At 43.4% G+C, this 17,340-nt stretch carries 17 protein-coding genes; 12 read left to right on the top strand and 5 right to left on the bottom strand.

All coding sequences use genetic code 11. The features are described 5' to 3' along the window. Window positions 1-1,149, top strand: coding sequence for an S-(hydroxymethyl)glutathione dehydrogenase/class III alcohol dehydrogenase (locus M9194_RS13525; protein WP_250613205.1), 1,149 nt, complete (start codon window positions 1-3; stop codon window positions 1,147-1,149). 56 nt (window positions 1,150-1,205) lie between these two features. Here M9194_RS13525 and M9194_RS13520 read toward each other — a convergent pair whose 3' ends face one another. The 4 genes from M9194_RS13520 to M9194_RS13505 all read right to left on the bottom strand — a co-directional run bounded on the left by M9194_RS13520 (window position 1,206) and on the right by M9194_RS13505 (window position 5,255). Next, on the bottom strand, window positions 1,206-2,195 hold the full coding sequence (locus tag M9194_RS13520; RefSeq protein ID WP_431769411.1) for an ABC transporter substrate-binding protein: 990 nt from the start codon (window positions 2,193-2,195) through the stop codon (window positions 1,206-1,208). Window positions 2,196-2,346: 151 nt separating this feature from the next. Further along, window positions 2,347-3,138 (bottom strand): substrate-binding periplasmic protein, encoded by a 792-nt coding sequence (locus tag M9194_RS13515; protein ID WP_250613204.1) that lies wholly within the window; start codon window positions 3,136-3,138, stop codon window positions 2,347-2,349. Between the two features lie 121 nt (window positions 3,139-3,259). Continuing rightward, window positions 3,260-4,444 carry a hypothetical protein gene (locus M9194_RS13510; RefSeq protein ID WP_348772054.1) on the bottom strand — a complete coding sequence of 395 codons (1,185 nt, stop codon included), beginning with the start codon at window positions 4,442-4,444 and terminating at the stop codon, window positions 3,260-3,262. A 400-nt stretch (window positions 4,445-4,844) separates the two neighbouring features. Further along, a complete protein-coding gene (locus M9194_RS13505; protein WP_250613203.1) occupies window positions 4,845-5,255 on the bottom strand; it encodes a GFA family protein in 411 nt (136 codons plus the stop codon). 588 nt (window positions 5,256-5,843) lie between these two features. Here M9194_RS13505 and M9194_RS13500 point away from each other — a divergent pair. The 11 genes from M9194_RS13500 to M9194_RS13450 all read left to right on the top strand — a co-directional run bounded on the left by M9194_RS13500 (window position 5,844) and on the right by M9194_RS13450 (window position 16,497). Beyond that, on the top strand, window positions 5,844-7,244 hold the full coding sequence (locus tag M9194_RS13500; protein WP_250613202.1) for an alpha-amylase family protein: 1,401 nt from the start codon (window positions 5,844-5,846) through the stop codon (window positions 7,242-7,244). Window positions 7,245-7,256: 12 nt separating this feature from the next. Then, complete coding sequence (locus tag M9194_RS13495) at window positions 7,257-8,741, top strand: MFS transporter (protein WP_250613201.1); 1,485 nt, start codon at window positions 7,257-7,259, stop codon at window positions 8,739-8,741. Window positions 8,742-8,874: 133 nt separating this feature from the next. Further along, a complete protein-coding gene (locus tag M9194_RS13490; RefSeq protein WP_250613200.1) occupies window positions 8,875-9,525 on the top strand; it encodes an HAD family hydrolase in 651 nt (216 codons plus the stop codon). A gap of 504 nt (window positions 9,526-10,029) precedes the next feature. Beyond that, the gene (gene cyoA, locus M9194_RS13485) at window positions 10,030-10,935 is read left to right on the top strand and encodes a ubiquinol oxidase subunit II (RefSeq protein WP_250613199.1); all 906 of its coding nucleotides are present in this window, start codon (window positions 10,030-10,032) and stop codon (window positions 10,933-10,935) included. 4 nt (window positions 10,936-10,939) lie between these two features. Then, window positions 10,940-12,967 (top strand): cytochrome o ubiquinol oxidase subunit I, encoded by a 2,028-nt coding sequence (cyoB, locus tag M9194_RS13480; RefSeq protein WP_250613198.1) that lies wholly within the window; start codon window positions 10,940-10,942, stop codon window positions 12,965-12,967. Next, entirely contained in the window at window positions 12,957-13,571 is a 615-nt protein-coding gene (gene cyoC / locus M9194_RS13475; protein ID WP_431769410.1) for a cytochrome o ubiquinol oxidase subunit III, read from the top strand. The genes cyoB and cyoC overlap by 11 nt, the downstream gene beginning before the upstream one ends. Next, entirely contained in the window at window positions 13,571-13,885 is a 315-nt protein-coding gene (cyoD, locus tag M9194_RS13470; protein ID WP_250613197.1) for a cytochrome o ubiquinol oxidase subunit IV, read from the top strand. Before cyoC ends, cyoD begins: the two co-directional genes overlap by 1 nt. Before the next feature lie 10 nt (window positions 13,886-13,895). After that, the gene (gene cyoE / locus M9194_RS13465) at window positions 13,896-14,762 is read left to right on the top strand and encodes a heme o synthase (protein ID WP_250613196.1); all 867 of its coding nucleotides are present in this window, start codon (window positions 13,896-13,898) and stop codon (window positions 14,760-14,762) included. A gap of 397 nt (window positions 14,763-15,159) precedes the next feature. Then, entirely contained in the window at window positions 15,160-15,459 is a 300-nt protein-coding gene (locus M9194_RS13460; protein WP_250613195.1) for a hypothetical protein, read from the top strand. Between the two features lie 71 nt (window positions 15,460-15,530). Then, window positions 15,531-15,917 (top strand): ribosome recycling factor family protein, encoded by a 387-nt coding sequence (locus M9194_RS13455; RefSeq protein WP_250613194.1) that lies wholly within the window; start codon window positions 15,531-15,533, stop codon window positions 15,915-15,917. Window positions 15,918-15,984: 67 nt separating this feature from the next. Continuing rightward, window positions 15,985-16,497: a MerR family transcriptional regulator gene (locus tag M9194_RS13450; RefSeq protein WP_250613193.1), complete on the top strand. Its 513-nt coding sequence runs from the start codon at window positions 15,985-15,987 to the stop codon at window positions 16,495-16,497. 2 nt (window positions 16,498-16,499) lie between these two features. Here M9194_RS13450 and M9194_RS13445 read toward each other — a convergent pair whose 3' ends face one another. Next, window positions 16,500-17,321, bottom strand: a complete 822-nt coding sequence (locus tag M9194_RS13445; protein ID WP_250613192.1) for an AraC family transcriptional regulator — start codon at window positions 17,319-17,321, stop codon at window positions 16,500-16,502. Between the last annotated feature and the right edge of the window lie 19 nt (window positions 17,322-17,340).

The raw sequence follows: 17,340 nt of genomic DNA, 5'->3' as shown, positions 1-17,340 counted from the left end.
ATGTCACTAGATATCAAACCAGGCCAAGAGTTTATTAAATCTAAGGCCGCTGTTGCATGGGCACCGGGCCAACCGTTAACAATGGAACAGGTCGATGTCCAGCTTCCAAAAAAGGGAGAAGTTCTGATTCGGATAGTAGCAACCGGAGTTTGTCATACTGACGCGTTTACTCTATCTGGTGATGACCCCGAAGGTATTTTTCCATCTATTTTAGGACATGAAGGTGGCGGTATCGTCGAAATGGTAGGAGAAGGTGTAACCAGCGTAACAGTAGGTGATCATGTGATCCCACTGTACACCGCTGAATGTGGTGAGTGTAAATTCTGTTTATCGGGAAAAACCAATTTGTGTCAAGCGGTACGTGAAACACAAGGGAAAGGCGTTATGCCCGATGGAACCACGCGTTTTTCTATCAACGGTCAACCAATCTATCATTATATGGGCTGTTCGACGTTTTCTGAATACACAGTGTTACCTGAAATATCTCTCGCCAAGGTAAACAAAGACGCTCCGCTAGACGAAGTATGCTTACTAGGTTGTGGTGTGACAACTGGGATGGGCGCTGTGCTGAACACAGCAAAAGTTAAACAAGGTGACTCCGTTGCAATATTTGGCCTTGGTGGCATAGGGTTGTCTGCAATCATTGGGGCTCGTATGGCAGGCGCTAGCCGTATCATTGGTGTCGATATCAACGAAAGTAAATTCGATCTAGCTCAGCAACTTGGTGCCACTGATGTTATCAATCCAAAATCATTCGATAAACCAATACAAGATGTCATCGTAGAGATGACTGATGGTGGGGTCGATTTCTCATTTGAGTGTATAGGCAACGTGAATGTCATGCGTCAGGCGCTTGAGTGTTGCCACAAAGGTTGGGGAGAATCTGTCATTATTGGTGTAGCAGGTGCGGGGCAGGAAATATCTACTCGTCCATTTCAACTTGTAACAGGAAGAGTCTGGCGTGGTAGTGCATTTGGTGGAGTAAAAGGACGCTCAGAACTACCTGAAATTGTCGAGCGCTATATGGCTGGTGAGTTTGGCTTGCAGGAATTTATTACTCATACCATGGGCCTGGAAAACATCAATCAAGCGTTTGATTTAATGCATGAAGGAAAAAGTATTCGCACTGTGATTCATATGAACATCTAAGCATAATGTCCCGTCCTAAAATAGGTTGACGGTTTTAGGACGGGACATCCAAGTGACTACAAGGCTGCCTCTACTTTATCCGCGACTGATTTAGGCACCCATTTGTGCCAAATTTGGGGATAATGAGTTAAAAAATAATACATAGCGTCGTTACCATCGGCTTGGTTCTCCTCCATCCATGCAAGTAACTGGTTCAAATCTTGATTGGTAAAGCTTCTGGTTGCGAAATACTGATAGGCTTCAGGCGCTCTTTCTGCAAGTTTTTGCGTGGTAATCGTATAAACTGGACCCGGTGGATACATAGTCACTTTGGGATTCAAGCAGTCAGCTTGTGTGGTGCAATTGATAAACTCCTGTTCATCGACACCACTACCAAAATCCACTTTCACCATCTCATATTTTCCTAATATAGGAGTAGGTGCCCAATAGTATCCCAGCCACGGCTTGTGTCTTTCGTACGCTTTCGCCAACGCCCCAGATAATCCTGCTGCAGAACCTGGATCTATGATGGTAAAACCCGCTTGTTTTAATTTCAGGGCTTTAAACAAATTTTCAGTGGTTATTTGGCAGGCCCACCCCGCAGGACATCCATAAATGCCTGAAGAGTCGGGATCTTGCGGATTTTCAAACAATTTGGCGTGCTTTTTTATTCCCTCTATCGTCGCCAATTCGGGATACTGACTAACCAAATATTTAGGCACCCAAAAGCCCTCTTCTCCACCATCTGAAAGCACTTTACCTGCGATCCTTAGCCGTTTTTCTCTAACGCCCTCTTCCAGAGCATCCTTCAAACTGTTGGTCCACAATTCGGGAGCGACATCAGGCTGGCCCTTCTCAATCATTGATGCGCTGGTCGGATTTGAATCTCCAGGCACCAATTCAGCGTCACAACCATAGCCATTTTGGAGAATAAACTGGTCGACATTGGCGATTAAGCTGGCTGAGCTCCAATTCATATCCGCAATGGTGATCGTGCCACATTCTTTGGCACTAACCAAACTAGTGTACATAAATGTCAATAAACACAAGGGGATAAGCAACTTCATATTCAGGGTCCTTCCTTAGATAATCCGCTCATTGTATGGCGTACCGATAATCGTGTATACAAAGGCTGCACAACAAACATTTTATCTTGCAAAGCACCTCCCACTCCACAATTAAAACGTACCCAGTTTCACCACACTGAAACCACCCGTATTACAAAGGACACACATCAAACCTAGGCTTCAACCTGTTGTCTCTATGGTGCATTAGGTAATAATTTTGGATTTTCTGTAGATGCCCTTGCTCTTTTAGTCGCTTAATGACACTGTCAAAAATAGGAACAAGCTGAGCTCTGCTTGTGTGAAGCCTAATTTTCAATGGTACTTCCTCAAACCAATATATAATTTTGTAGTCTTTTATAGAGTCATTTCTTTTTGTTTTATGGTTGAAATAATATAAAGCCTCTTCTTTATTTGCGAATACTGCGTCAACTCTTCCCCGAACAAGTTTTGGTAGAAGTGCTTTTGATACTGACACGCTGACCTTGATTTCACCATTATCGATCGCATCATTAAACCCTGGGTAAACAAAACCATTAATGACTCCCACTGTATATCCCTGCAAGCCTTTATAGTCCTTTATTTTTTTCATCTTTTTTTGGGCGAGAATGATATCGGTTGTACTAAATATAGAGGTTGTATAGACGGATGAATCAGCTTGCGAGTTCCTCCAAACTTCAGCGATAGCTGGCTCAGCAAATACTGATTTACCCCATTCACGTAGCATACGCTTAGTATTGACTGTATTGGTGAACTTAAATTGTATATCCGAACATATGGATATTAGATGCATTGTATCTACAGCAATCCCTTCCCACTCATCATTTTGTGTTTTCATTGACCACGGTGGCCATTCACTTATCGATACATCTAAAGGAAGGTGTGTTGATTTACTCGCTACCATAAATGAGCAACTTAAAAGGAAAAAGGTGAGCACTGTTTTCATATCAGTTATGGTGTTTTTTTAACGATCATGTTTAATCATAGTCGATATTTTAAGCAGCTCATTTTGAATAAAATAGCTGGGGGGATAGATCCGTCTATCCTCTATGGAGCCAAAACGGAATTTAATCGAGCAGCGCTCTACCGTTATCACCTTGTTCGTAAATACATAGACTAACGCGAGACAGTGCTTCAATTTCAGCTAAAGACACTACAACGGAATGATTGCCTCTTGCGACATTAGCTTTCATTCTGTCAACCAAGCTAACAAGAATGCCTAAATCTGGTTTCGCTTTTGGCACTCTTTGGCGGATAAAGTTAAACCATTTTTCACTCATGTTCCGCTGTATCTTCGCCAACACTTCATGATTGGTGATCGTAAATGGCTTATCTAACGCCCCACCATCGCGAAGAATATCGTAAATCACATGTCCATTTTTCTTAGCAACAATCATATTCTCTGTGTTGAGTTGTAGCTCACCGATATGGCCATTGCTCATCTTCAAAAAGAATTTAATGTCCTTATAACCCGCATCAGTCGCGTCACAATTGAATCTGGCATCATCACCCTTACTGGTTTTGTATCTATCTTTCATAGCAGATTGAAAGTGCTGAAGCTGCTTAAACTCATCTGACAGACGAATTAGTGATTTTGCCGCTACCATATCATCTAGCGTTTTAAATATGATGGTCATCCGCGCAGCATCTTTAAGATCGCCAATATCATAGTGGCGCTTCCTATTCGTGATTTTGTCTAATGAACCGTGAAAATCTTTTACACCAAAATACGCACCGGGTGGCTGCTTTAATACCCCTCCTGTTGTTTCTTTTATTTTTCTAGCGTATTCAACCAATTCAGCTTGAGCCTCGGTGATTTCCATAAACATTAGAAACAGTTGTTTTTTCTTCAATTGAGCATTAGCAAGTTGATTCTTGGCGTGAAAGTCGGCTTTTCCTGATGATAGCTGGTTGCTTACCTTTGACTCTAAATAATTGTTTACCTTATCTTTATTGGTCATTATCTCCAATATAATTTTATCTTGTGCTTTATTAGATTCATTCTCATATTTATAGTGTTCAACTTTACGGCGTAATTCATCGAGCTTAGCTTTATATTGCACATTATTAACGAGCCTAAACCCTTGGGACATACTTTTTTGTTGATTTATTTTTGCTAGAACTTTGCTTTTATTTTTCCGAACCTGTTCTTCGGAAATCATATTTGGGGTTGGGACGCTAGGGGTTTCATACCCTGGTAGAAATGATATTAACCATTGTATGTATTCTGACACTGTGGATTGTTCGATCATATTTAAATCCTCTCACTCGTCGCTCCTTGATTGAAATTTAACCGTACGATTAATATTAATCATATATATACAATACTGATAATATTAAAATTAAAAATTAAGTTTCTAAATTTGTTGTTTTATGGTTTAGGAGATTTAGTTGCTTACAGTCAAAGGATCGACAAATAATCACAACCATTTGAAAAATAAATATTATTTATTTCAGCTCGTTAAATCGTTGTATAGTGATATAAATATTAGAAGGGTTAAATAGGTAAAGTTAACATTGTGTAAGAGTAGTAATATCAAGAATAGGCACTTGTTGTTATAAAATATTTAATGCACTATTCTTGTTTAAAGAATGCTATACCAAGACTAATTTGAGATACGAGCTTCAACGGGAGATCAAGCTTCAAACCACCTATTCTGGAAACTCATCAAAACTAATATCATGATTGATGTTCTGTAGCCAATCCGCGCAGCTAGCCATAAAGATTTTTGCGGTTGGCGATATAGGAACTGGCGTATCTAAACTCCCAGCTGGAACCATGGTGAAGCCCAGCTCCTTGGCAAAAAGAGGTAATGCTGAACCACATCGCTTACAAAACGCTTTAGCATGCCGACTATTCGGAAGCTGATAAATGCTCACGTTTTCTTCTCCTTGTCGCCAAGATAGCTTCGACTGTGGAGCAAACAAATTGGATGCATGTGCTGAGCCCGTATCTTTTTGGCATCGACTGCAATGGCACAAGAAAAAAGATTGAAACTCCCCTTCAAGTTCGTATTGAGTAGAACCACAAAGGCAAGAGCCACGGTGAAGTTTGTTTTTCATATTGTCTCCTTTTTATACCCAAGTTACTTCAAGATGCAGAATTCAGAGCGATGTGAGTGGCCCAATTTAAGGAAAAGGTCTGCAGGAATGGCCATCCATTTCAAAGGCCTTTGACGCGAAAGTGGGCCACTCACACCGCTCCCAAAGGGCGAGTAGATAAGGCTTCACTGCGTTGTTAGGGCTGCTCGACGTAGAATGACTATGCCTCACATCCCTGACTAGCATTGAAGCCTTATCTATCTCGCTGAAACTCGCATCTCGAAGTAATTTGGGTATATCACATTACTTCAAAACACTGGTGGAATATATTAAAAAGCGGCTGAAGATACTAAAGTTGTTGTTTAATATCAATAACCTCAAGCTAAAATCCATACGGTAAATTTTAGTGATATAGATCACAAATGGTGGATACCCACAAACCGATTAGAGCAAACCACACCAAACCATACATAATGTCGTTTCAACTAAGGATTCATCGGATTTGTTATCCCTTTCAGTGATGGAATCCTAAAGTTTTTTATATCTATCTTTGCATTAATAATTAGTTAAATATTATGAGCCCCAAAATAACAAAGCGGGGTATGCTCTATGAAAGCAGTGGTTAATATACTAATAATTCTATCTTTTACCTTCGGCGTAATACGAAGTGTCAGTGCTGACACCATATTGCATGCGTTTAACTGGAAATATTCAGAGGTCGCTGCAAAAGCCAATCAAATTGCCCAAGCGGGATACAAGCAGGTACTTGTCGCTCCTGCAATGAAATCTAGCGGAGACCAATGGTGGGCGCGATATCAACCACAAGATTACAGAGTCATCGATTCTCCGTTGGGCAATAAAGAAGACTTCGTCAACATGATTCAGGCGCTTAAGAAAGTCGGTGTTGAGGTCTATGCTGATGTGGTCCTAAACCATATGGCCAATGAGAGTTGGAAGCGCAGTGACTTAAACTATCCAGGAACCGATGTCCTTGCTGATTATAAAAATCGTAGTAGCTACTATGCCAAACAAACTTTGTTTGGAGATTTGAGCCAAGAGCTCTTCTCGGCGAACGACTTTCATCCTGCAGGTTGCATCACCGATTGGAATGACCCAGGCAACGTACAATATTGGCGCTTGTGTGGTGGTAACGGTGATACAGGTTTACCCGATCTTGATCCGAATAATTGGGTTGTGTCTCAACAGCGTTTATACCTACAAGCGCTAAAAGATCTCGGAGTCAAAGGCTTTCGTATCGATGCGGTTAAACACATGAGTCAATACCAAATCGATCAGATTTTCACACCGAGTATTATCAGCGGAATGTACGTGTTTGGAGAAGTGATCACCAGTGGTGGAAAAGGCGATGTTAGCTATGACGTATTTCTTGCGCCCTACCTGAACAACACCACGCATGCCGCCTATGATTTCCCATTATTCGCCACCATTCGTGACGCGTTTTCAATCAATGGCGGGCTTAACGAGCTTCACGACCCACAAGCCTATGGAGCGGCATTAGAAGGCTCAAGAGCAGTGACATTCACCATTACTCATGACATCCCGAACAATGATGGCTTCCGGTATCAGATCATGGACCCAACCGATGAAACTCTTGCCTACGCCTACATTTTGGGCCGAGATGGAGGAACGCCGTTGGTGTACAGTGATGAGCTACCCGCTTCCGAAGATAAGGACAATGGACGTTGGAAAAACGTTTGGGATAAAACTCAAATGGTCGAGATGATCGCCTTCCACAACGCCATGCAAGGCAAAGCGATGACGGTACTACATAGTGATCACTGCACACTTTTGTTCAAACGTGGCAAGCAAGGCATTGTTGGCATCAATAAATGTGGTGATGCACAAAACGTGACGGTGGACACAAATCAATATGAGCTTAACTGGTACGTCGACTACAAAGATGTGTTGAGTGGTGCGAAAGAACAAATCACCTCTCGCTATCACACATTTAACCTGCCTGCACGTACAGCCAGAATGTACATGATGTAGTGGAATCCAATTATGCATAAAATTCAACGTACCCTAACCAATTCCTTTTTTATGCTGTTAAGCATGCCCTCAGCATCGATGGGGTTTGCCCTATCGATACAAATTTCAGCTTTAAGCTGGATTCTTAATACCAAGTATGGTTTGGATATCCATCAAGTTGGGCTGGTATGGGCAGCGGGGCCGATTGCTGGGATTCTAGGCCAAGTTATTGTCGGTATCATCAGTGATAAGGTTTGGTTTTGGAATGGCCGAAGACGGCCATTTATCATCATTGGCGGAGTGCTTTCATCCCTAATGTTACTCGCGCTGCCGAACATCGATGTGATCTCATCGGCTTTAGGACTTGACGGAATACTAGGCGTCGCCATTGCTATTGCCCTAACACTCGACCTGTCAATCAATGTGAGCTTTAACCCTACACGAGCAATCATTGCAGATGTAACCCCGGAAGGAGAAAAGCGAACCAAAGGCTTTACTTGGATGCAAACCATGTCCGGTGTATTGGGTGTCACTGCCTACGCCATCGGCGCTGCTTGGGGAAACTACACGCTTATTTATATCGGTGCGGCAGTGGTTTTATTGCTATCCACTTTACCCGCGATGTTAATAACGGAGCCAAAAGTCCTTCATGCGGATTTACCTAGCGAGTCAGAAGCGCCAAATACCGCTCAATCACTGTTGACTTTCCTTGTGGATATTCGCCCACTTTGGGGCTTCTTGATCTACGATATTTATGCGCTATCTCTACATCTAGCCGGAATAAAAACTCAGCACTATTGGGCTGAGCTGATTGCAGTAGTGATTAGCATCTATTTCGTTGGCCAAGCTCTGGCCACCAGTGAAAAAGGGAAAAGCACGACTCAAGCCGGAGTCATCGGGTTTCGCAAAATACTGGCCGCGCACTCCTTTAGCTGGATAGGCGTGCAAACTATGTTCGTATTTTTATTCGCATTTCTCCAAGACAAAATGCCACAAGAAAGTAGCAGCGAGCTCGGTCAAACCATCGCGTTGTGCTTTTTAATCTTGAGTGCTGTCGCCACAGTGGTTCCCGCGCTCATTCTTGAACCTCTGTCGAACCGATTTGGCCGAGCGAGAGTCCACTCATTTTGCTTGGCAAGCATGGCCGTGTCTTACCTATTGTTAAGCTGGGCCGGTGCAAACCACTTAGTCATTTATGTCCTTATGGCTGCCCTAGGTGTTGGCTGGTCTGCTATTGTGAGTTTGCCATTTGCCATCCTGTCGGAAAAAATCGAGCAGCGTAAGATGGGCTATTACATGGGTCTATTTAACCTGTCCATTGTGTTACCACAGCTGATAGTCAGCCTAGGTATCGGCCTTTTCATCAGCCAAGCCGCCGATAAAAGCGTTGTATTTCAGATCAGCGCTGCATCGTTAGCGATTTCTGCGCTCGCTTGGGCCTGGATAAAGGAGGACAAAACCCAAACAGAAGCCGAAGAGCAAGATATTCGTTCTAAGACACAACTAGATACTCAATAATAATACTCCCCTTAGCATCGGCACTAAGGGGAGATTTCACACTTCACTATTACGCTTCGATTAAATCTCTTCAAGACGATTCAGCAAATCTATGTAACAATAGTGTCTGGATACTATAAGCGGTTTTAATTCAATGAAGTATAACGCGGCCATTTTCGATATGGACGGCCTTCTGCTCGACACCGAGCACGTATGCAAAAACATTTTTGAGCAATCATGCCATGCACTTAACCTCCCCTTTCTTGAATCTGTCTATCTCAAGATTATTGGTTGCAACAGCAAACGGTGTGAAGCCATTCTAACCCAAGGTTATGGCTCAGATTATCCATCCTTACATAACGAATGGAAGAAGCGTTATAACGCTGTGGTATTGCATCAAGCTATCCCCACTAAGCAAGGCGTGATTGAGTTACTTGACTGGTTGAAGTCACAGGACATTCCTCTCGCCGTCGCAACGTCCACTCAGCGCACAGTGGCGGAGACTAAATTAAAACTTGCCTGCCTCGACCAGTATTTTTCAGTGGTAACCACTGGCTGCGAAGTAACAAATAGCAAGCCCGATCCAGAGATATATTTGCTTGCCGCTAGTCGCTTAAATGTTCCAACTGATCAATGCTTAGCGTTTGAAGATTCGAACAATGGAATAATGGCAGCCGTTGCAGCGAACATGATTGCTTATCAGATCCCTGACTTGGTTCAACCAACGCAAGAAGTCATCAATCTCGGGCATAAGATCTGTGCATCGTTATCAGATGTGCTGAATGATTTACAAAAAAATGACTAGAAGCGCACATAACTTGGTCGACACTTTTGTAATTAGTTCCATTAACCGAACGATATATTTGTGATACAGATCACAAATATTAAATGTGAAAAAACGAAACATTTTGTTAACATGGTGATTTTTATCACTAAACGTCTCTATGTTGACCAGTTGTTTACATCACTTTCAACCCTTTTCCTATCTAGCTTTATCCAATATTACATTACAGTTTTGATGCTTAATTAGGTCAAATACCACCCAGTGAGATCATAAATAAAAACTTACATACCAATTATGAGTGGTGAGCTTACTAATTAATGTAAGGATAATGCGACGGTTGTAACGATGTGTTTCGATGAATGTTTCACATGTAACGCATTCCTTGTTCACCCCTGTGAATGCAAACCATACTGAGCTTTTTATCAACATAACATCAATACATACACCCAACGTAAAACATTCTAATAACTAAAACTGGTTATCAAGGCGTCATGCCTTGTTTATCGAAACTAATTGAGAAAGTTAATGGAAGCTTCAAAAATAAAAAGCATCCTTCTTAAAGTAGTGGGACTGGGTATGGTTCTGTTACTTTCCGGATGCGATTCTGCGCTGCTCAACCCTAAAGGGACTGTCGGTGTTCAGGAAAAAGAACTCATCATTACCGCTCTATTCCTTATGCTGATCGTTGTAATCCCAGTGATTTTAATGACGATCTGGTTCTCATATAAGTATAGAGCTCGTAAAGGTTCTGATGAGGAATACGCTCCAGAATGGTCGCACTCAACCAAAGTAGAAGTGGTGGTATGGACAGTTCCTCTCATCATCATTTTAATCCTTGGTACGATTACATGGCGCTCAACACACGCACTATCACCTTCTAAACCTCTTGTTAGTGATGTTAAGCCAATGACCATCGAAGTTGTCTCACTGGATTGGCAGTGGTTGTTTATTTATCCGAAGCAACATATTGCAACAGTCAACTATCTGGCGTTTCCAAAAGATACCCCTGTCCTGTTCAAGATCACGTCTGACAACATCATGAACTCGTTCTTCATCCCTCGCTTAGGTAGCCAAATCTACGCGATGCCAGGCATGGTGACAAAACTTAATCTGATTGCCAACGAAGCAGGAAACTATCGTGGTATTGGGGCAAGTTATAGTGGTAAAGGCTTCTCTGATATGAAGTTCACCGCTCACGCTCTACCTGATCAAGCAAGTTTTGACAAATGGGTGAAACAAGTCCAAGCGAGTCCAAAAACGCTGAGCGACTTTAATGCATATCGCGAGCTTGCAAAACCAACTGTCAATGGACCGGTCACGTACTTCTCTAATGTACCACCGTACCTCTTCTCTGACATTGTGACCCAGTTCCCTGGCGCAATGAACATGAGTGCATCTGACAAAGCTTGCAAGAACACTACCGAAGGATAATCTGATGTTTGGAAGATTGAGTCTACACGCAATCCCATACGACGTGCCAATTCTGGTGGGAACATTTATTGTTGTTGCCATACTTGGTATTGCTTTACTCTCTTACGTGACTATTCAGCGTAAGTGGACATATTTATGGAAAGAGTGGTTCACTAGTATTGACCACAAAAAAATAGGTTTCATGTACATAGCTGTGGCTATGGTCATGCTTTTACGCGGTTTCTCCGATGCGATAATGATGCGTAGCCAACAGCTATTGTCATCCGCAGGCGAAGCAGGTTACCTACCTCCTCACCACTACGATCAAATCTTTACTGCCCATGGCGTAATCATGATTTTCTTCGTAGCGATGCCGTTGATCATTGGCTTGATGAACATTGCCGTACCACTTCAAATCGGTGCGCGTGACGTCGCCTTCCCTTACTTGAATAACCTGAGCTTTTGGCTATTCATTGTAGGTGTGGTTCTGACTAACATGTCACTGTTCGTTGGTGAATTCGGCCGTACTGGTTGGTTAGCTTACCCTCCTCTATCTGGTATTAAAGCCAGTCCTGGGGTCGGGGTCGACTATTGGATGTGGGCACTGCAGATCTCTGGTATAGGTACAACGCTTACTGGTGTGAACTTCTTTGTCACCATCATGCGTATGCGTGCTCCTACCATGCCACTGATGAAAATGCCGGTATTCACTTGGGCATCACTATGTGCAAACATTCTGATCATCATCTCATTCCCAATCTTGGCGATCACTATCGCTCTATTGACGCTTGACCGTTATCTAGGCTTCCATTTCTTCACCAATGATATGGGCGGCAACATGATGATGTACATCAACCTGATATGGGCATGGGGTCACCCGGAAGTATACATCCTTGTTCTACCAGTATTTGGTGTCTTCTCAGAAGTTGTTGCAACTTTCTCGCGTAAGAAACTATTTGGTTACACGTCCCTTGTTTGGGCAACCGTTGTTATCACCATCTTGGCATTCGTTGTTTGGCTACACCACTTCTTTACGATGGGTGCTGGTGCCAACGTCAACGCCTTCTTTGGTATAGCGACTATGGTCATAGCGATACCGACCGGGGTTAAGATCTTTAACTGGCTCTTTACCATGTATAAAGGTCGTATCGAGTTCAAAACTCCAATGCTTTGGACCGTCGGTTTCCTTATCACCTTCACTATCGGTGGTATGACTGGCGTATTGATGGCCGTACCTGGTGCTGACTTCGTACTACACAACTCAGTATTCCTAATCGCTCACTTCCATAACGTAATCATTGGTGGTGTGGTATTTGGTTGCTTTGCTGGTATCACGTATTGGTTCCCGAAAGCGACTGGCTTTACTCTTGATGAAAAATGGGGCAAGCGCGCGTTCTACTGCTGGGTTCTTGGCTTTGCATTGGCGTTCTTACCGCTGTACGCACTTGGCTTTATGGGCATGACTCGTCGTCTAAGCCAAAACATCAACCCAGAGTTCTTCCCGCTGCTTGCCGTTGCTGCATTTGGTACTGTTGTTATTCTTGCTGGTATTATTTGCCAAGCGACGCAAATCGTCGTCAGTGTCCGCACTCGTGAGAGCCGTCGTGACCTTACAGGCGACCCATGGGATGCACGTACTCTAGAATGGTCTACCTCATCTCCACCGCCGTTCTATAACTTCGCCGTGATTCCAAAAGGCGATGAAATCGACTCGTTCTGGTATCAGAAGCAACGTGGCGAGTTCAATCCAATGGAAGAGCCGGAATATGAGCCAATTCATATGCCTAAAAACGACGGTGATGCGTTTATTATCTCAGCACTTGCCCTAGTATTTGGCTTTGCGATGATTTGGTACATCTGGTGGTTAGCTGGCCTGAGCTTCTTCGGTATCATCTTTATGTGTATTAAGCACAGCTTCAAAGAAGACCTAGATTACTATGTCCCTGTTGAAGAGATTAAGCGAATAGAAGGCGAACGCCGCGAACAATTTGCCAAAGGGCAAGCGTTAGCTAAGAAAGATAAAGACGATATGGAGGCGAGTTATGCAAACTGAGGCGATGACTCACGCTCATGACCACCATCATGATCATCACGCTGATGAAATCAAAAAGAACAAACTGTTTGGTTTCTGGATTTACTTGATGAGTGACTGTGTCTTGTTTGCAACACTGTTTGCAACCTTCGCAGTACTCGTAGGCGCCACCGCAGGTGGCCCTGACGGCAAAGACCTATTCGAGATCCCTTATGTGTTCGTCGAAACCATGCTACTACTTTTCAGTAGTATCACTTTTGGTTTCGGTATGATTGCCATGCGTCGTAAGAACATTGGTGCACTGAAATTTTGGATGATCGTCACGTTCATCCTAGGTGCAGGCTTCATCGGTATGGAAATCAACGAATTCCATCACATGATCCTAGCGGGCAACGGTCCGGAACGTAGTGCGTTTCTATCTGCGTTCTTCACCCTAGTGGGTACGCACGGTCTTCACGTTACATTTGGTCTAATCTGGATGGCTACCTGTTATTGGCAGCTAAACACCAAAGGCCTAAATGACATGATGGAAACTCGTTTTGCTTGTCTGAGTTTATTCTGGCACTTCCTTGATATCGTTTGGGTATGTGTCTTCTCCATAGTGTACTTAATGGGAGTAATGTAATGAGCAACGAACACACTGATTTAAGTGTTCAGGGGTACGTTAAAGGCTTTATCGCATCGCTGATATTAACCATTATTCCCTTTTACTTTGTAGCGACACACTCACTACCAAATGACATCACTTACGTCATTTTGTTTGGCTGTGCGATCATTCAGGTCATCGTTCACTTCTACTACTTCCTACACTTGGAGTCGAAGTCGCACGATGGACGCTGGAGTATCATCTCGCTGGTGTTTACCGCTGTTGTGGTATTGATCTTGATAGGTGGTTCTATCTGGATCATGTGGAACCTCAACGAAAACATGATGATGTAGAAGGTCTACCATGCTGAAAAGCTATCTCTCCATCACTAAGCCTGGCATCATTATTGGCAACTTGATTTCAGTCGCTGCAGGGTTCTTCCTTGCAGCCAAATCTGAACCTGCCAATGCGCTGCTCTTGTTCTACACCATGCTAGGAGTGGCATGTGTGATTGCGTCTGGCTGTGTGGTCAACAATATTTTCGATAGAGATATCGATTATAAGATGGAAAGAACTCGTAAGCGTGCACTAGTACAAGGCGAGGTCAATATTGACCACGCCTTTATCTATGCGTTAGTGCTGCTGGTAATTGGTACTGCTGTTATCTACCAAAAAGCCAACCCGCTGTCTGCGGTGATTGTGTTGCTTGGTTATATATTTTATGTGTTCTTTTACACCATGTGGTACAAACGCACATCCGTGTATGGCACGTTAGTAGGCAGTGTGTCGGGGGCAGTCCCACCACTGGTTGGCTACCTAGCCGTCACTAACTACATCAGCCTAGATGCCGTATTGCTGTTTGCATTATTTTGCTTGTGGCAAATGCCTCACTCTTATGCCATTGCTATGTTCCGCATGCAAGACTACAAAGACGCAGGTATTCCTGTACTTCCTGTAGAAAAAGGCATTCAGAAAGCGCACCAGCATATGAAGGCTTATGTTGCAGCATTCAGTCTCGTTGCCATCGCCTTGTTTGCTTTTGGCAGTGGTGGTTACGAATACTTAGCTGTTGCAGCACTTGTCTGTTTATATTGGCTACGTGCAACGTTCAAGCCTGTCACTGAAGACAACTATATCCCGTGGGCAAAAAACGTGTTTAAGATTTCACTGTTTGTCGTTATGGGTATCAGCGGTATTCTCGGCCTAGAGCTTATCAGCCTCGCTATCTAATTCCTGTCAGTGTAGCCGATAAGCTACACTGACTTTTTCATTTTCCCACACAATTTTTTCCTACTTAATTGTCCAATCGCCTAAATAATGTAACTTACTGTGATTGTGGTACATTCTCTGCTCAGCATCACATTTAGCCTAACGCCTGCTTGTCGAAGTAACAAAGCGGTCTAGTATATCTAGTTGTATTTTAAGCATTAAAGTCTCTAGTCCACAATGTCCATCGTATCAAGCGCAATATTGGACGAATGGTAAACTTACGCTTAATATCAAATATGCTCAGTCCCCTGCTTTACCCATTTTTAGGGTCAAGATAGACTGGCTAACAGCAACAAACGAGGCCCTCATTTGTTGACATCCTTATAACGCGAACATCAATAAACAAGTAGGAAGTTTTATGTCAGATATTGCATTTCAAATACAATTAGGGTTGATTCTACCTAAGCTTAGAGAGACTGTGAAAGACCAAATGTTAAGCATCAGTGAAGAGCTAGGTACAATTGTCCAAGCTGGTAACGTCGAAGGCGGTGACGTAGACATGGCAGCGATAAAAGAAGTTCTCATGAAGTCGATTGAAACCTTTGTCGACCAAGATATTACCCCTGCTCTGGACGCGAAATTTAACCCACCAGTAGAAGAGCCTGTCGCTGAAGCCGCTGAAGAAGAAGCGGTTGAAGAAGAAGCAGCAGAAGCTTAGTCCGCTATTGACGGCAACAATGTTTTAAAAGAGCGTATAATCGCTCTTTTATTTTGTCCGCTAGTAAACGTATGTGTTTAATCACTATTCCCCTTCCTTCGCTCATACATAGACTTGGCGGCCCTCAAGTCAAGCAAGCGAAACTCATGGCTCAGCAGCACCAATGTGAGTTGAAAAGAATTCGCCGCTCACGCAATTGGTCGTTAACAGGACATGCTGACAACTTGCTTATGTTCGCTGACGCTCTTAGGAAAGACGACGAACAGGCCTTTGCGCACCTTCTCAATAAAATAGAAAACCATGATGCTATCGCAACCTTTCAAAATGATCACATTCAAAGCAAGCTAGAGCGATTAATCAGCCAGAATCCGGCCATAACACTTGCAGAGTTGATGGAGCAAACTCAATGTTCCCTAGCGGAAGCTCGTTCAGCCAGATTTAGACTCGATTCTCTATAATTAATCTTGACCCGTCTATAGGTGTCGGCTTGATAATCGCCCTGTCTTCAAATAAAGGTAGTGATAAATGTTGACGATATCTCAGCTAGCAAAAAAATTTGGCTTATCTAGAACCACGATTTTGTATTACGAACGTGAGGGGCTATTAACACCTAACCATCGTTCCAGTAACGGTTATCGTTGGTATGGTAACTATGAAGTAAGGGTGCTAGAAACCATCGTTTCCTACCGCTCTTATGGGATGACAGTCTCAGATATCACAGCTTTATTAAATGGAGACAACCAGCTCTCACAAGTCCAGCTTTTAACGCAGCACTTTAACAAGTTGGAAAGCGAGATAAACAAACTGCGACATCAACAAAAAGCAATTGTCGCGATGTTGCAAGGCACAGATAAATTGGAGTCCTCCATGGTAACGAAACAACGTTGGGTAGAAATTATGCAAGCCGCCGGATTCACACAAGCGGATATGATCAAATGGCATCAAAAGTTCGAAGAGATGGAACCACTCGAACACCAAGCTTTCTTGGAGTCATTGGGAATCGATAAAGAGGAGATTGAGAAGATTCGGGCGATGTGATCCTATTCGCTTTTTTGAGCTGAACATACTTCCGCTTTAGACGACGAAAACATTTGCCCCGGCGTTCGCCCAAACTGGGATTTGAACGCCGCGACAAATGCTGAAAGCGAGTCATAGCCGCAGCTCATGGCCACATCGGTTACGCTGCGGCCACTTTCTAGCCAAGTTAGCGCAGAAGACAATCTTAGCCTCTGTCTCCACTGCTGAAATGTTAGGCCAGTCTCTTGTTTAAAAAGCCGACTGATGCTACGACCAGATAACCCCACTTTGTTCCCCAACTCGACAATATCCAAACAGCAGCTGGGATCAGCAATAAATAGTTCGCTTACGATGACCAAACGATGATCCACTGGCATAGGCAAATCTGTCGCTACTTTGCGTTGTTGATACAACTCATCCAGCATGACTCTGGCCAATCGCTCTTCTTTGGAGCCAACATCATACAAGGCCGGATTTTGGCAAAACCGCACAATAAGCTCCCGGCATAATATCGAAACTTCACAAGTAAATGGCCGAGCCCATCGTTCCCCTTGCAGTGCGTTGGTGTTGATGTACAAGCTGCGCATCTCCGCTGCCACATTAGATTCGACTTTATGCTCGGTATTTTCGGGTATCCAGATCCCATACTGAGGTGGTGAAACATAACTTGCCAGTTTGGTTGACACATTCAACACACCCGACACCGCATAGCTAAATTGACCCCATTGATGGCTATGCCAATCGGTTAATCGCCCTTCTGGCCCCCAGCTTTCTGGTCGAGCGTAGATTGGCCTAGGAAGCGTATCCAAATTGGGAATAAGCCGCTTCTGTCTTCTATTCGACATAATTTGTCTTAATATCGGT

It is taken from the genome of Vibrio sinus (assembly GCF_023634645.1).
In the GTDB taxonomy this organism is placed as follows: Bacteria; Pseudomonadota; Gammaproteobacteria; order Enterobacterales; family Vibrionaceae; genus Vibrio; species Vibrio sinus.
Note: the sequence above shows the minus strand (reverse complement) of the source record. Positions and strands in the feature narration are given on the sequence as shown.